Origin of the sequence: Modestobacter italicus, assembly GCF_019799965.1 — a bacterium.
Classification (GTDB): domain Bacteria; phylum Actinomycetota; class Actinomycetes; order Mycobacteriales; family Geodermatophilaceae; genus Modestobacter; species Modestobacter italicus_A.
Genome location: NZ_JABGCJ010000003.1, coordinates 323,506 through 338,321 on the forward strand (window position 1 = coordinate 323,506; position 14,816 = coordinate 338,321).

Here is a 14,816-nt window from a genome sequence, read left to right on the forward strand (position 1 = left end):
GAGCCCCGGGCGTGGGTCGGCGGCGCGTGACCGGGCTGCGGGGCACACTCAGGGCATGGTCCTGCCTGGTGGCTCCGAACACACCGCCCCCCACGACCTCCGCCAGCTGGCCGCCCACGAGGCCGTCCCGGTCACCTTCCGCGGTGGCAGCGGGCCGCTGGCCGCGCTGGACACCGGCCCGGCCGACGGCAGCACGGCCCTGCTGGTCGCCGGGTTCACCGGCAGCAAGGAGGACTTCGCGCCGCTGCTGTCCCCGCTCGCCGACGCCGGGGTACGGGTGGTCGCCCTCGACCAGCGCGGCCAGTTCGAGTCCCCGGGCCCCGACGACCCGGCGCGCTACTCCGTGGCCGAGCTCGCCGCCGACGTGGTCGCGGTGAGCCGGCAGCTGCGCGAGCAGTCCTCCGGCCCGCTGCACCTGCTCGGGCACAGCTTCGGTGGCCTGGTCGCCCGCGCCGCGGTGCTCGCCGAGCCCACCCTGTTCGACTCCCTCGCCCTGCTGGGCAGTGGCCCGGGGGCGCTGACCGGTCCGCGCGCCGAGCTGCTGGACCACCTGTCCCCGCTGCTGGACGCCGGTGGGGTGCAGCTGGTCAACGACACCCTGGAGCAGCTGGCGATGACCGACCCGCGGGCGCAGGCGGTGCCGGCCCCGACGGCCGAGTTCCTCCGCCGGCGGTTCCTGGCCAACAGCGCCGCCGGGCTCCGCGGGATGGCCGACGCCATGCTCGCCGAGCCCGACCGGGTCGCCGAGCTCGCCGCCACCGGCGTGCCGGTGCTGGTCGCCCACGGCATCGCCGACGACGCCTGGAGCCCCACCGTGCAGGCCGAGATGGCCCGCCGGCTGGGCGCCCGGCACGAGGTGGTCCCGCAGGCGGTGCACTCCCCCGCCATCGAGAACCCGGGTCGCACCCTGCAGGCCCTGCTGTCCTTCTGGGCCGATCCTGCTGCTTCGGTCTCCGCGGCGGCCGACGAGCAGAACGAGGCCGTGCGGTGATCCCGACGCCGTCGGTCAAGGACTTCACGCCCGAGGAGGACCTGCTCGGCTTCTTCGGCCCGGACAGCGTCAGCTGGCGGATCCACAGCGACCCGGCCTTCTCCGTGGGCGGCATCCGCGCACTGCTGCTGCAGGCGCTGCACCCGGTCGCGATGGACGGCGTGCACCGGTTCTCCACCGCCTTCGCCACCGACCCGTGGGCCCGGCTCACCCGCACCGCGGAGTACGTGGCCACGCTGACCTTCGGCACCCGCCGCGACGCGCTGCGCCAGGTGCGCCGGGTACGTGGGCTGCACCGCGACAAGTCCGCGGTCGAGGAGACCACCGGCCGCCACTACCGCGTCGACGACGCCGACCTGCTGCTGTGGGTGCACAACTGCGAGGTCGAGTCGCTGCTGTCCACCGCCCGTCGGGCCGGCGTGCCGCTCACCGACGCCGAGGCCGACCGGTACGTCGAGGAGCAGGTGGTGGCCGCCGTCCTGGTGGGCTGCGAGGAGACCGACGTGCCCCGCACCGTGGCCGAGCTCGACGCGTACTTCGCCGGCGTCCGGGCCCGGCTGGCGGTGACCCCGGCGGCCCGCAGCGCCTCGCGGTTCGTGCTGCTGCCGCCGATGCCCGGCTGGGTGCAGCTGCTCACCCCGGCGCGGCCGGCGTGGAGCACGCTGGCCTCCCTCGGTGCGGCGACGCTGCCGGGCTGGGCCCGCCGGCTCTACGGCCTGCCCGGGTTCGCGGTGACCGACGCCGCGGCGACCGCCGGGCTGCGGGCCTTCCGGCAGACGGCGCTGGCCGTGCCGGCCCGGGTGCGCGAGTCACCGATCGTGCGGGCCGCCCGCGAGCGGGTGGCCGGCGCCGAACCGCTCACCGCCTGAGGGAGCCGCGCCGCCGGGACCCGCCCCTCAGCTGCCGGTGAGAGCCCGGTGGCGGGGGGTCAGGGCGGCGGCCACGAACTCCGCGACCACCGCCGGGAGCAGCACCAGCCCGCCGCCCAGGCCCCAGACGAGCGCCCAGGCCAGCACGACGGTGGCCGCGGCCGTCGAGGCGAGGCCCGCCCAGCGCGACCGGGCGAGGAGCACCGGCACCAAGAGCACCACCACCGGGAGGCCGAGCGCCGCGACCACGAACGTCCCGGCGTCCGCCCAGACGTCCCGGGCCAGCAGGGCTGCCCCCAGCACCGCGAGGGCCAGCGCCACCCAGCGCAGCACGTCCGCCGTCGGACCCTCGGACCTGCGCGCGGCCGGCACCAGCGCCAGGCAGACGGCGATCAGCACCGCCACGACCACCACCGCGATCAGCGCGTCCATCGCCCGAGTCTGCCGCAGTCAGGGCGGCGCGGACTGGTCCAGCGCGCGGCGAGCCGCGCCCAGCACCGCGCCGGCGACCAGGTCCAGGGACGGCGAGCGCAGCTTCCACTGCTGCCAGTGCAGGACGACGTCGACCGCGCCGGCGTCGTCCAGGGCCACCAGCTCCCCCGGCGGCTCCTGCTGCCGGGGCACCATGCCCCAGCCCAGGCCCAGCCGGACGGCAGCGACGTAGTCGGCCGAGGCGGGGACGTAGTGCACCGGCAGGGTGGCCGGGTCGACGCCGCGGGCGCGCAGGTGGCGGTGCTGCAGGTCGTCCTTGCGGTCGAAGACGACGACCGGCGCCCGTCCCCACGCGCCGGCGCCGCTGCCCTCGGGGAACCAGCGGGCGGCGAACGCAGCGGTGGCCATCGGCCGGTAGCGCATCGCCCCCAGCCGGGTCACCGTGCAGCCCGGCACCGGCTCGGCGTCTGCGGTGATCGCCGCCATGACCGTCCCGTCGCGGAGCAGGGCACTGGTGTGCTCCTGGTCCTCCCGGTGCAGGTCGAAGGCGATCTCGGCGGCCAGCGGCGCCAGCGCCGGCAGCACCCAGGTGGCCAGCGAGTCGGCGTTGACCGCGATCGGCAGCCCGACGGGTCCGGCGGCGCCGTCGAGCTCCCGGACCGCGTCGGCGGTCAGCAGACGCACCTGCCGGGCCAGCCGCAGCACCGCCGCGCCCGAGTCGGTCACCTGCACCGGCTTGCTGCGCACCAGCAGCACCCGGCCGGTCGCCGTCTCCAGGGCCTTGAGCCGCTGGCTGATCGCCGATGGCGTCACGTGCAGGGCACGGGCGGCGGCGTCGAGGGTGCCGCCGGTGACGGTCGCCTCCAGGGCACGGAGCTGCGCCAGGTCGAGGTCCACCCGACCATCAGACACGCTTCAGGTGCATCAGGAAAGTGAGCTGGTCTTCAGCTGGTAGGCGGACCTAGCGTCCTCCTCGTGTCCTCCAGCCTGCTCGCCGCCGCCGCCGGACTCGGCCTCGGCCTGTCGCTGATCGTCGCCATCGGGGCGCAGAACGCCTTCGTGCTGCGGCAGGGGCTGCGCGCCGAGCACGTCGCCGCGGTCGTCGCGGTGTGCCTGCTCTCCGACGTCGCGCTGATCACCGCCGGCGTCGGCGGCGCCGGTGCACTGGTCGCCCGGGCACCCGGGGTGGTGACCGTCGTCTGCTTCGCCGGAGCGGCGTTCCTGCTGGTCTACGGCCTACTGGCCGCGCGCCGGGTGCTGCGGCCGGCCGCCCTGCTGCCCGACGCCGGCGGTGCCCGCGCCGGGCTGGCGGTCACCGTGTCCACCGCCCTGGCACTGACCTGGCTCAACCCGCACGTCTACCTGGACACCGTCGTGCTGCTCGGCTCGCTGGCCAGCACCTACGAGGAGCGGCGCTGGTGGTTCGGCGCCGGCGCGGTGCTGGGCAGCGCGATCTGGTTCGTCGGCCTCGGGTACGGCGCCCGGCTGCTGCGGCCGGTGTTCGCCCGGCCGAGCGCCTGGCGGGTGCTGGACGGGGTGATCGCGGTGGTCATGCTGGCGCTCGCGGCCTCGCTCGCCGTCCGGGGCGCGACCGGCGGCTGAGCGTTGTGCGCCGACGTGCTCGGGCGCTACGGCCCCGCCATGACTGCCGGGTCGGTCGGCGAGGTCAACCCCGACGGCAGCGGACGGCGGCTGTACTTCCGTGGCCCGGACGGGCACCTGCTGGAGGTGCTGACCGCCCGCTACACCGACGTCCCGGCCGGCTCTGCCGCGAGCTGACTCACTCGGGCGGCGCCGCCGCCGGCTCGATGGGCAGGGAGCTCCACGTCTCCCGGGCCGGGGCGGCCGCCTGGCCGGTGGGGCAGCTGGACCGGAAGTCGCACCAGCTGCACTGCCGGCCCGGCACCGGCGGGAAGGCCTCGTCGACGTCGGCTCCGGCGGCCAGCGCCTCGGTGGCGGTGCCGATGTCGGCGGCGATGTCCTCGGCCCGGCGGACGTGGTTGGCCAGCGACCGGTCGGTGTGCTCGAACGCGGCCACGGTGCCGCTGGGCAGGTGGTGCAGCTCGACCCGGGTGCACGGACGGCGCAGCGTCCGGCGCACGCCGAGCACGTACAGCGCCAGCGCCGGTGAGCCGCGGGCCTCGTCCTCGGTGCTGGGCACGCGGCCGGTCTTGTAGTCGACCACCACCAGCTCGTCGCCGCGGCGGTCGATCCGGTCGACCCGGCCGGACAACGCCAGCGCCTCGGTGGTGGCGCCCACGGTGCGCTCGGTGCCGACGGGCTCGTCGGTGGGGTCGAGCCCGGCCACGTAGTCGGTGATCCAGCCGGCCGCCGTCGCACGCCACTGCGCGGCCTGCTCATCGTCCCGGAAGCCGGCCCGGGACCAGCCGCTGTAGAGCAGCTGGCGGGCCGCCGCCGGCGTGCGCCTCTCCACCGGCAGCTCCCACCACGACCGCAGCGCCGCGTGCACCGCCGAGCCGATCGTGTTGTGCGCCCACGGAGGGCCCTTGGGCGGGGTGGGCCGGGTGAGGTAGGCGAACCGGTAGCGGCGCGGGCAGTCGGCGAACGTGGCCAGCTTGCTGGGCGTGCAGGAGAACAGCCGCTTGGGCATGCCGGGCATCTCCAGCTGGTCGCTCACCGCTCCCCCTCCGTCGCCACCCGGCCACGGTAGCCGGGGGCGCCGACACGCTCAGTCGGTGAGAACCGCGCTGCCGGTGCCGGCGGCCAGCAGCGCCTCGTACTGGTCCGGGTCGGTGGTGCAGGCCGCGATCGGGGTGCGCTTGTTGGTGCCGTGGTAGTCGCTGGACCCGGTCTGCAGCAGCCCCAGGCCCGTCGCCAGCGCGCGCAGGTACGCCCGCTGGTCGGGGGTGTGGTCGGGGTGGTCGACCTCCAGCCCGAGCAGCCCGGCGTCGGTCATCGCGGCGATCGCGTCGTCCCCGACGACCCGTCCCCGGGAGGTGGCCCGGCCGTGCGCGAACACCGGCACCCCGCCGGCGGCACGCACCAGCCGGATGCCGTCCAGCACGTCGGTGTCGGCCTTGGACACGTGGTACGGGCTGCGGTGGTGCAGCAGGGTGGCGAAGGCATGGTCGACCGAGTCGACGACGCCGGCCTCCACCAGCGCCCGGGCCACGTGCGGGCGCCCGACCACACCACCCTCGCTGCGGGCGACGACGTCGTCCCAGGCCACCGGGTAGCCGTCGGCGGCGAGCGCGGTGACGATCCGCTCACCCCGGCTGAGCCGCTCCTCCCGCAGGCGCACCCGCTCGGCGGCGAACGCCGGGTGCAGCGGGTCGAACAGGTAGGCCAGCAGGTGCACGCTCACCGGTGGCTCGTCGGCCGGGAACCACCGGCAGGACAGCTCCATGCCCGGGACGATCGTCAGCCCGGCCGGTCGCGCGGCCGCCGCGGCCGCCCAGCCGGCGGTGGTGTCGTGGTCGGTCAGCGCGACGACGTCGAGACCGGCCGCGGCCGCGGTGGCGACCAGGCCGGCCGGGGTGTCGGTGCCGTCGGAGACGGAGGTGTGGGTGTGCAGGTCGATGCGCACGCCCCCAGCCTGCCGCACCGGGGTGGGCAGCCGGCGCGCGCGGTGACCCGGGCCGGTCAGGACGGCGGGCGGGTGCGCGGGATCGGTGCCGTGTCGTGCCGCCGGCCCGACGTCAGCGGCGGCGGCATGTGCTGCTCGGGCGCGTCGCCGTCCCCGCGGTCGTCGGCGTGCATCGACCCCTCGGCGTCCTCGTCGGAGCTGACCGGGTTGGTGGAGAAGTCGGTGCCGAACATCAGCTCCGACAGCCGCTTGTACAGCGCCTTGGCGTGTGGCAGGAAGGTGATCTCGTCGAGCCCCTGCGCCTGCCCGGCGGACTCGAACCGGAACGTGCCGTAGCCGAGCACCTGCCCCCAGAAGGTCTCCTTCCAGGTGAGGTCGGTGATCCGGCGCAACGGCATGACCGCGACCGTCCGGATGATCACCCCGGACGTCATGAGCACCCGACGCCGGGTGATCAGGAAGTGCCGGACCCACCACTCCCCGACGTGCAGGCCGAGGTAGACCAGCGCGCCGAGCACGACGAGCAGGCCCACGACGGCCCCCACTCGGTTCTCCGGGTCCAGCTGCAGCACCCAGATCCCGACCACCAGGGCCGGGACGCCACGGATCAGCGGGCGCGCCAGCACCGCCGGGTGACGGCGCGTGGCGATGACCGGCGGCTCGTCGGGGAGCAGGTACTTCTCGGCGTCCTTCCCCCAGCGAGGGCGACGTTCGCGCGGGCCGGACACGGCCGGGCTCAGATCAGGGATTCCACGAACGAGGACAGCGAGCCGGCCGCGTCACTGAGGGCACCCCCGGCGCTGCGCACGATGCCGGCTGCGTCCTCGGGCCGCTGGATGACGTAGAAGACCACGAAGGCGATGGCCAGCCAGGTGAGCACCTTCTTCAGCACGGTCGCACCGTTCCTCCCATCGGGCAGCCAGGCGGTCGACGTCGTCCGGGGTGCCCGGACGACGGCATGACGCACCACGGCCAGCTGGACCGCGCCCCATGGGTAACAGCTGCCCCACGCGCAGCACCAGCCGCCACGCCGACGGTCGGCGGATCGATCGTGATCCCGAGCGGGTCAGCGGCCGGGCAGCAGGCGCTCGGTGGTCGGGCCCAGCGGCAGGTCCGGGTAGACCCGCTCACGCAGGTCCAGCAGGGCCAGGTCCTCGGCGAGCAGCCATGCCGCCGACGCCGGCCAGGTGACCAGCCACAGCCACACGCCGTGCGCCTCGCCCACGTAGGCCGCACGGTCGTCGCCGGTGGGCACCAGCCACAGCGGCGCCCGCTGCCCGGCCGCCTCGACGGCGACGGTGGAGGGCCCGCCGACGAGCTCGCCGGGGTCGACGCCGGGCAGGCCGGCGTACCCGCAGCCGAGCCCGGTGCCGGGCTCCTCGGCGACGAGCACCAGCTCCGCCGACCCGCCGAGCGGCGCCGGGCCGGCGCAGGCGACGACGATCGCCCGGGCGCCGGGCTCACCACCCCAGGCCAGGCCGGTGACCGCCCAGCCGCGCGGCATCGGGTCGGGCACCCAGGCGGGCACCCGGGCGTCGGCGCAGACGGCGCTGATCGCGTCGTGCGCCACGACCGCGGTGTGGTGGAGCGGGGTGACCGCTGCGTGCACGTGGCACCAGCCCTCGGCGGTGCTGCCGGGCCGGACCGTCAGCGCCTCGCCGCAGCGCGGGCACACCGGGGAGACGCTCATCGCCGCTCACCGTCCTGTTCTGCGAGGTGTTCGTCAAGAGTTGATCAGCAGCCCGGCCCGCGCGACCCCGGGTGGTGCGGTGGGCCGCCGTCGTAGCCTCGCCCACGTGGTCCAGCCGCTGCCGGAGGTGCCGTGTGTCGGTGCCGTGGTGCACGACGGGCACGGTCGGCTGCTGCTGGTCCGCCGGGGCCACGCGCCGAGCGCCGGGCTGTGGTCGGTGCCCGGCGGCCGGGTGGAGCCCGGCGAGTCCGAGGTCGAGGCCGTGGTGCGGGAGCTGGCCGAGGAGACCGGGCTGGCGGTGCGCCCGGTCCGCCCGCTGGGGACGGTCCGGATCGAGGGGGACGGCGTCGTCTTCACCGTCACCGACTGGTGGTGCACGCTCGCCGAGCCGCACCGGGCGCCGGTCGCCGGCGACGACGCGGCCGATGCGGCGTTCGTGGACGCAGCCGGACTCGGCGCGCTCGACCTCGCCCCCGGCGTGCTGGCCGCGCTGACCGGCTGGGGCGTGCTCCCCCGCTGACCCGGCCCGCGGCTACCCCCGCACCGGCTCGGGCCGGCCGGGCTGCTCACCACCGCGGGCCTGGCCGTGGGAGCGCTTGGGCACCATCACCTTGCGCCGGAAGACGCAGACCACGGTGCCGTCCTGCTTGTAGCCGATGGTCTCCACGTGCACGACGCCGCGGTCGTCCTTGGACCGGGACTCGGTCTTGTCCAGCACGGTGGTCTCGCCGTAGACCGTGTCGCCGTGGAAGGTGGGCGCGACGTGCCTGAGCGACTCCACCTCGAGGTTGGCGATCGCCTTGCCGGAGACGTCGGGGACGCTCATGCCCAGCAGCAGCGAGTAGACGTAGTTGCCGACGACGACGTTCTTCCCGAACTCGGTGGTCTCGGCGGCGTAGTGGGCGTCCAGGTGCAGCGGGTGGTGGTTCATGGTCAGCAGGCAGAACAGGTGGTCGTCGTACTCGGTGACGGTCTTGCCGGGCCAGTGCTTGTAGGTGGCCCCGACCTCGAACTCCTCGTAGTACCGGCCGAACTGCATCTGGCTGCTCCCGCGGGTCGACATCGGCGACGGACGACGCGGGTGGGGCTGCCGGGACGCCTGGTCCGCGTGGCGGGACGGAGGCGACCGCGACGGAGCATCGATGACCCGTCTGGACGGGCGCCGATCCTACGATGGGCCGGTGCACCTGCAGTCCGCCCCTGACCTGCCGGCCGAGGCCGAGGTCGAGCGCCTGAGCCCAGGCGGCCGGCGCGCCCGGCTGGCCTCGGCCGTGGTGGTGCTCGCCCTGCTGCTGGCCGGCACGGTGTGGGGGGACGACGACGCCTTCCCCTTCGGTCCGTTCCGGATGTACTCCACCCGCGCGAACCCCGACACCCCGGTCGTCTCGACCCGGGTGGTCGGGCTGACCGCGGCGGGTGAGGAGGTCCGGCTCTCCGGCGGGGAGGTGGGGCTGCGCCGGGCGGAGTTCGAGGGCCAGCTCCCCCGCATCTTCCGGGACCCCTCGATGCTCGGGCTCCTCGCCGACTCCTACGCCGAGCGCAACCCCGACGCCGACGAGCTGGTGGAGGTCCAGGTCGTGCAGCGCCGCTTCGCCCTCGAGGACGGCCAGCGGACCGGTGAGGTCAGCGACCAGGTGCTGATCGAGCACCAGCTGGAGGACGGCGAATGAGCACTGCGGCCACCACCCCACGCACCGCCGCGCCGGTGCGCCCGGAGGAGGCGCCGGCTGTCCCCCTCACCCCGCGCTGGTGGTCCCGGCCGGTGCCACTGGCCCGGATCGCGGTCTTCCGGGCCATCGCCTACCTGTTCATTCCGGTCGACGTCTTCCTCACCACCGCGTGGGTGCGCGCTCACGCCGACGTGCCCACCGACTGGTACGCACCGCTGCTGATCGGCCGGCTGCTGCACCTGCCCACCCCAACGCACACCCTCGTGCTGGTCGTTCAGTGGGCGCTGGTGATCGCCGCGGTCGTCGCCGCCACCGGCCGGGCGCCGCGGCTGCTCGGCATCGCCGTCTTCCTCCTCTACTCGGAGTGGATGGTCATCGCGATGAGCTACGGGAAGGTCGACCACGACCGGATCGCCTTCCTGGTCGCCCTGGCGGTGCTGCCGACGATCGGGCGGGCACGGCTGCGCGACCGGCGCTCCTCGGAAGCGGCGGGGTTCGCGATGGCGGCCGTGCTGGTCACGGTCATGCTCACCTACTTCCTCGCCGCCTGGGCCAAGATCCGGTTCGGCGGCTGGGACTGGGCGACCGGCGCCACGCTCACCCGGGCGGTGGTCCGCCGGGGCACCGAGCTGTCCATGTGGACCCTCGACGTCGCCTGGCTGCTGCCGGCCGCCCAGTGGGTGATGATCGTGGCCGAGCTGGCCGCGCCACTCATCCTGCTGGTGCGCACCCACCGGGCCCGGATCGGCCTGGTGCTGTTCCTGCTCGGCTTCCACGTCATGGTCTACGCCGGCGTGGGGATCATCTTCCTGCCGCACTGCGTCGCGATCCTGTCGATCCTGCCGTGGGAACGCCTGTCGGTGCTCCAGCGGCGGAGCAGCGGGGCCGGGCTCCCGGCCGTGCCCGGGAGCCCCGTCCCCGGCTGAGTCTCCCGGCCGGGTCACTCGGCCCTCAGAGCAGCGCACCGATCCGGGCGGCCATCTCCGCCTCGTGCTGCTGGTAGGCCGAGGCGACGGTGGTGAGCAGCTGCCCCATGCCGGTGAGCGCCTCGCTCACCCCCTGGCTCGACAGCCGCCACTTCTCGTAGAGCTCGCTGAACTGGACGGCTGCCTGGCTGTCGGTCCAGCCCTCGAGCACCGAGCTGTTGATGCTCGCCGAGAGCGTCGTGTGCCGGGCACTGGTGTCCGCCGCCTCTCCCTGGCACCGGCCCGCCATGGCGTTGAGCGTTGCGATGTCGACCTTCATGACCCCTCCTCGTCCTCCCGGGCACCTCCCGGTGGGGCAGGACGGTAGGGCGGTCTGCCCGTCGTCCGCCCCGGCCGTCCACAGGCCCGGGGGTCTTCCACAGATGTCGCGACGGCCGCCCACGGAGGTGCCTGCCGGGACAGCATCGGGCCCGTGCCCCCCTCCCCTCTCGTGCCCGCGGCACCCTTCGACGCCGTGCCCGCGGGAACTCGCGACGCTGCGCTCCCGGCGCCCCGTGGCGCCGACCGGACGTGGACCCTGGTGTCGCACGACGGCCCGGTCGACGTGGTGGTGCACGCCCGGGACGACGCGGTGCTGGGCGACGTGCTCCCCGGCCTGGGCAGCACGCTGGGCCACCCCGCGCCGCAGCTCTGGGCCGGCTCGACCGCCCTGACCGCCGGGACGCCGCTGTCGTCGAGCGCGTTGTGCCACGGCGCGTTGCTCGGGCTCGGCCGCCCGGGGCCGCGGTCGGCGCTGGACCGGGCGTCGGGTGCGCTCGAGGTCCAGGTGACCGGCGGCCCCGACGCCGGCCGCGGCCTCGCGCTCGGGCAGGGCTCGCTGGTGGTGGGGCGGGCGAGCGGCTGCGGCCTGGTGCTCACCGACCCGGACGTGTCGCGGCGGCACGCGGTCGTCGCCGTCGCCGAGGGGCGGGTCACCGTCGCCGACCTGGGCTCGGTCAACGGCAGCTCGATCACCGGCCTCACCGGCCCGGCCCAGGCGCTGGGCACCGAGGGCCGGGAGTGGCCGGTCGGGGCCACGGTGCACCTAGGCTCGACGAGCCTGCGGCTGACCGGCCCGTGGGGCACCGTGCTCGACTCCGCACCCGCCGACGGTGGGCGGGTCGGCATCCGGCCGCTGCCCCTGCCCGCCGTCGCTCCGGAGGGCGTATCCGTGCGCTGGCCGGCCGCACCGCCGGAGCCCACGCGCCGGCGCCTGGGCTGGATCGCCGTGGCGCTGCCCGCCGTCGGCGGCCTGCTGATGGCCTGGCTGCTCGCCACACCGCACTTCCTCTTCTTCGCGCTGCTCAGCCCGGTGGTCGCGGTGGGCACGTGGTGCTCGGACCGGTTCTCCGGCCGCCGGACCCACCGCGCTGCCCTGGCCGACCACGCGGCGGCGCTCGCCCGCGCCGCGGCCGAGCTCGACGCCGCGGTCGCCGCCGACCTGGCCGCACGGGAGGAGCGGCACCCCGACCCGGCGCGACTGGCCGTGGCCGCCCGCCGCCGGGCCAGCCCGCTCTGGTCGCGGAGCGGCGAGCCCGCGCGCTCGGTGCCGGTCCGGCTCGGGACCGGGGACGGGCCGTCGTCGGTGACCCGGGTCGAGCCGGACGGCAGCCGGGTCCCCGTCGCCGCCCGACACGCCCCGGTCACGGTGCCGCTGGGCGGCGTCGGGGCACTGGGGGTCGTCGGGCCGCGCGAGCCGGCGCTGGGCCTCGCCCGGTCACTGGTCTGCCAGCTGGCCACCCTGCACCCACCGACCGACCTGCGGTTGGTCCTGGTCTGCGGAGCCCGGGAGCTCACCGACTGGCGATGGGCCCGGTGGCTGCCGCACCTGTCCTCGGTCGTCACCCCCGGCGCACCGCTGCCCAGCTCGCTCCGGCCGCCGTCCCGTACCGCCGAGGGCGCCTCACGAACCGGGCCGCGGACCCTGGTGGTGGTCGACGGCACACCGGACCCCGCCGTGGTCGCCGCCCTCGGGCAGGCCCCCGAGCAGGTCATCCGGCTGGACGTCGCCGGAGCCGAGGCAGCCCTCGCCCTGCCCGCCCCCGCCAGGCTGCAGGTGTGCGGGGAGACCGGCACCAGCGGGCGGCTGCGCGCCCCCGGGCTGGAGCAGGAGCGGGTGCTGGCGCTGGACGCCGTCGGGGAGCCCGTCGCCGCCCGTATCGCCCGCGACCTCGCCGTCCTGGCCGTCCCGTCGTCGGCCGGGGAGCTGCCCTCCTCGGCGCGACTGCTCGAACTGCCGGGCTCGGGCGCGGCGATCGACCCCGCCACGGGTGCACCGAGCGGCTCCTGGGACCGCGGGCGCGGGCGACTGACCGCCGTCCTGGGGCTCACCGGGGACGGCCCCCTGGAGCTCGACCTGGTGCGCGACGGGCCGCACGCCCTGGTCGCCGGCACCACCGGGTCGGGCAAGTCGGAGCTGCTGCAGACCCTGGTGGCCGGTCTGGCCCTGCGCCACCCACCGGACCGCTGCAGCTTCCTGCTCGTCGACTACAAGGGGGGCGCGGCCTTCGGGGCGGCCGCAGCGCTGCCGCACACGGTAGGGCTGCTCACCGACCTGGACAGCCACTCCACGGCCCGGGCGCTGCACTCGCTCGCCGCGGAGCTCACCCGCCGCGAGCGCCTGCTCGCCGAGCACGGGGTGCGCGACCTGGTCGACCTGCCGGCGACGGTGGACGCGGGCCGGCTGGTCATCGTGGTCGACGAGTTCGCCACCCTGGCCGAGGAGCTGCCCGGCTTCGTCCCCGGGCTGGTGGGCATCGCCCAGCGCGGCCGCTCCCTCGGCGTCCACCTGGTCCTCGCCACCCAGCGTCCCGCCGGGGTGGTCAGCCCCGAGATCCGGGCGAACTGCTCGCTGCGGATCTGTCTGCGCACCACCGACGAGGGCGATGCCCGGGACGTGCTCGGCAGCACGCTGCCGGCGCAGCTGCCCCCCGGCCAGCCGGGGCGGGCCTACCTGCGGAGCGGGAGCAGCGCGCCGGTGCTGCTGCAGGTCGCCCGCGTCACCGGCGGCAGCCGGCCCACCGACGCAGCCCCCACCGTGACCCGCTCGACCTGGCCGACGCCCCCGGAAGGGCCGGCCCCCCGGGTCACGCCGACCGGCGAGCCCGACCTGCAGCGGGTGGTCGCGGCCCTCGGCGCGCAGGCCCGCGCCGAGCGGACCACCCCACCGCACCGGCCCTGGCTGCCGCCCCTGCCCGACCAGCTGCCGGCAGACGCGCTCGACCGGTGGCGCACGGCCGGCGCCGGCTCCGTCCTGCGGATCGGCCTGTGCGACGTCCCCGACCACCAGCGGCAGACACCGCTGGAGCTCGACCTCGCGGTCGGCGGCGGCTGGGCCTTCGTCGGCGGGCCGCGCAGTGGCCGCACGACCGCGCTGCGGACCGTGCTGGCCGAGGCGGTCGCGCAGCTGCCACCCGGTGCACTCCACGTGCACGTGCTCGACCACGGCGGTGGCGCCCTCGCCGCGGACGCCGCTCCGGGACCGCACACCGGCACGACGATCGGCCGGGACGACCCCCACCGCACGCTGCGGCTGGTGACCCGGCTCCTGGAAGAGGTCGACCGACGCCGGGCCGAGGGGTGCGCCGGCGCCCCGGCCCTGCTCGTGCTGGTGGACGGCTGGGAGAGCCTCGCCGCCCAGCTGGAGGAAGCCGAGCCGGCCACCGGGGCCAGCGGGCTGCTCCGCCTGGTCCGGGACGGTGCCGCGGCACGGCTGACGGTCGCGCTGACCACCGACCGGGCCGTCCCGGGCAGCCGGGTGGCGGGCGCGCTGCACACCCGGGTCGTGCTCCCCCTGCCCGATCGCGCCGACTACGCCGTCGCGGGCATCGCCGCCCGCGCGGTCCCCGGCCACCGGCCGCCCGGCCGGGCTCTCGTCGGAGAGGACGCCGTCGAGTGCCAGCTGGCCCTGCCCCGGCCGGCCGGCCGCACCTCGACCCGTTCCGCGGTCGCCGCTGACGGCACCGGTCCGCTGCGGGTGACCGAGCTGCCCGCCGATCCTCGGCTCGACCTGCCCGGCCTCGCCCAGCTCGGGCCCGGCGACCCGCTCGCGCTGCCGCTCGGCCCCGGCGGCGACGACGGCGCCCCGGTCGGCGTGGACGTCCAGCGCAGCAACGGCCTGCTCCTCGTCGGTGCGCCCGGCAGCGGGCGCAGCTCGGCGCTGCGCGCCCTGGGCCGGCACGCCCACGCGCTCGGCGCCGCGGTGGTCGAGCTGGTGGCCGCCCCGGGGACCGGCGCAGCGCGCTCGCACCCGGACCGGCTGGACCGCACCGACGCGGCGGCGCTCCGGGACTGGGCGTCGCGACAGGACGGCCGCCCGATGCTCGTACTGGTGGACGAGCTGACCGGGCTCCCGGACCCCGTCGCCGACGAGCTCAGCGCGCTGAGCCGGCCCAGTGGCCCGGTGCTGGTGCTCGGCACCGGGACGGCCGCCGAGCTGGCGGGCTCCTTCCGGGGACCGGCCGCCGCCCTCCGGCGCGCCCGGACGGCGCTCGTCCTGCGCCCCGGACCCGGTGACGGCGAGCTGCTGGGGCTCCGGCTCCCCCGCACTCCGTTGCCCGCACGCCCGGGCTCCGGCTGGCTGGTCACCCCCGCCGGCGTCACCCGGGTGCAGGTCGCCCGGCACCGCGGGCCCACCGACGGCGGGTGAGCCG

17 protein-coding genes are annotated in these 14,816 nt (G+C 76.4%); 8 read left to right on the forward strand and 9 right to left on the reverse strand.

What is annotated here, in order from left to right; all coding sequences use genetic code 11:
* Window positions 1-55: 55 nt before the first annotated feature.
* Together HLA93_RS09120 and HLA93_RS09125 are read left to right on the forward strand one after the other, a co-directional pair.
* Entirely contained in the window at window positions 56-991 is a 936-nt protein-coding gene (locus tag HLA93_RS09120; RefSeq protein WP_222194067.1) for an alpha/beta fold hydrolase, read from the forward strand.
* A complete protein-coding gene (locus HLA93_RS09125) occupies window positions 988-1,860 on the forward strand; it encodes an oxygenase MpaB family protein (protein WP_222194068.1) in 873 nt (290 codons plus the stop codon). The genes HLA93_RS09120 and HLA93_RS09125 overlap by 4 nt, the downstream gene beginning before the upstream one ends.
* A gap of 27 nt (window positions 1,861-1,887) precedes the next feature.
* On the opposite strand, the gene HLA93_RS09130 is transcribed toward HLA93_RS09125, so the two are convergent.
* Window positions 1,888-2,292, reverse strand: a complete 405-nt coding sequence (locus HLA93_RS09130) for a hypothetical protein (protein ID WP_222194069.1) — start codon at window positions 2,290-2,292, stop codon at window positions 1,888-1,890.
* An 18-nt stretch (window positions 2,293-2,310) separates the two neighbouring features.
* Entirely contained in the window at window positions 2,311-3,204 is an 894-nt protein-coding gene (locus tag HLA93_RS09135; RefSeq protein ID WP_308128028.1) for a LysR family transcriptional regulator ArgP, read from the reverse strand.
* 63 nt (window positions 3,205-3,267) lie between these two features.
* Between HLA93_RS09135 and HLA93_RS09140 the strand changes: the two genes are divergently transcribed.
* Both HLA93_RS09140 and HLA93_RS09145 read left to right on the forward strand, forming a co-directional pair.
* A complete protein-coding gene (locus tag HLA93_RS09140; protein WP_222194070.1) occupies window positions 3,268-3,894 on the forward strand; it encodes a LysE/ArgO family amino acid transporter in 627 nt (208 codons plus the stop codon).
* A gap of 39 nt (window positions 3,895-3,933) precedes the next feature.
* The gene (locus HLA93_RS09145) at window positions 3,934-4,071 is read left to right on the forward strand and encodes a hypothetical protein (RefSeq protein ID WP_222194071.1); all 138 of its coding nucleotides are present in this window, start codon (window positions 3,934-3,936) and stop codon (window positions 4,069-4,071) included.
* Between the two features lies 1 nt (window position 4,072).
* Here HLA93_RS09145 and HLA93_RS09150 read toward each other — a convergent pair whose 3' ends face one another.
* The 5 genes from HLA93_RS09150 to HLA93_RS09170 all read right to left on the reverse strand — a co-directional run bounded on the left by HLA93_RS09150 (window position 4,073) and on the right by HLA93_RS09170 (window position 7,529).
* Window positions 4,073-4,930, reverse strand: coding sequence for a RecB family exonuclease (locus HLA93_RS09150; protein WP_308128029.1), 858 nt, complete (start codon window positions 4,928-4,930; stop codon window positions 4,073-4,075).
* 51 nt (window positions 4,931-4,981) lie between these two features.
* Window positions 4,982-5,839, reverse strand: a complete 858-nt coding sequence (locus HLA93_RS09155; protein WP_222194072.1) for a PHP domain-containing protein — start codon at window positions 5,837-5,839, stop codon at window positions 4,982-4,984.
* Window positions 5,840-5,895: 56 nt separating this feature from the next.
* On the reverse strand, window positions 5,896-6,567 hold the full coding sequence (locus tag HLA93_RS09160) for a PH domain-containing protein (RefSeq protein ID WP_222194073.1): 672 nt from the start codon (window positions 6,565-6,567) through the stop codon (window positions 5,896-5,898).
* Window positions 6,568-6,575: 8 nt separating this feature from the next.
* On the reverse strand, window positions 6,576-6,809 hold the full coding sequence (locus HLA93_RS09165) for a hypothetical protein (RefSeq protein WP_222194341.1): 234 nt from the start codon (window positions 6,807-6,809) through the stop codon (window positions 6,576-6,578).
* Window positions 6,810-6,905: 96 nt separating this feature from the next.
* Window positions 6,906-7,529: a DUF6758 family protein gene (locus HLA93_RS09170; protein ID WP_222194074.1), complete on the reverse strand. Its 624-nt coding sequence runs from the start codon at window positions 7,527-7,529 to the stop codon at window positions 6,906-6,908.
* 106 nt (window positions 7,530-7,635) lie between these two features.
* On the opposite strand from HLA93_RS09170, the gene HLA93_RS09175 reads away from it, so the two are divergent.
* The gene (locus tag HLA93_RS09175; protein WP_222194075.1) at window positions 7,636-8,049 is read left to right on the forward strand and encodes an NUDIX domain-containing protein; all 414 of its coding nucleotides are present in this window, start codon (window positions 7,636-7,638) and stop codon (window positions 8,047-8,049) included.
* A gap of 12 nt (window positions 8,050-8,061) precedes the next feature.
* Here the strand turns inward: HLA93_RS09175 and HLA93_RS09180 are convergent, their stop codons facing one another.
* Window positions 8,062-8,568, reverse strand: coding sequence for a MaoC family dehydratase (locus HLA93_RS09180; RefSeq protein WP_222194076.1), 507 nt, complete (start codon window positions 8,566-8,568; stop codon window positions 8,062-8,064).
* Between the two features lie 142 nt (window positions 8,569-8,710).
* On the opposite strand from HLA93_RS09180, the gene HLA93_RS09185 reads away from it, so the two are divergent.
* Together HLA93_RS09185 and HLA93_RS09190 are read left to right on the forward strand one after the other, a co-directional pair.
* Window positions 8,711-9,199: a hypothetical protein gene (locus tag HLA93_RS09185; RefSeq protein ID WP_308128030.1), complete on the forward strand. Its 489-nt coding sequence runs from the start codon at window positions 8,711-8,713 to the stop codon at window positions 9,197-9,199.
* A complete protein-coding gene (locus tag HLA93_RS09190) occupies window positions 9,196-10,125 on the forward strand; it encodes an MFS transporter permease (protein ID WP_222194078.1) in 930 nt (309 codons plus the stop codon). Before HLA93_RS09185 ends, HLA93_RS09190 begins: the two co-directional genes overlap by 4 nt.
* A 25-nt stretch (window positions 10,126-10,150) precedes the next feature.
* On the opposite strand, the gene HLA93_RS09195 is transcribed toward HLA93_RS09190, so the two are convergent.
* Entirely contained in the window at window positions 10,151-10,444 is a 294-nt protein-coding gene (locus tag HLA93_RS09195; RefSeq protein WP_222194079.1) for a WXG100 family type VII secretion target, read from the reverse strand.
* Between the two features lie 153 nt (window positions 10,445-10,597).
* Here HLA93_RS09195 and HLA93_RS09200 point away from each other — a divergent pair, with 153 nt between their 5' ends.
* Window positions 10,598-14,812 (forward strand): FtsK/SpoIIIE domain-containing protein, encoded by a 4,215-nt coding sequence (locus HLA93_RS09200; protein WP_222194080.1) that lies wholly within the window; start codon window positions 10,598-10,600, stop codon window positions 14,810-14,812.
* Window positions 14,813-14,816: the final 4 nt, after the last annotated feature.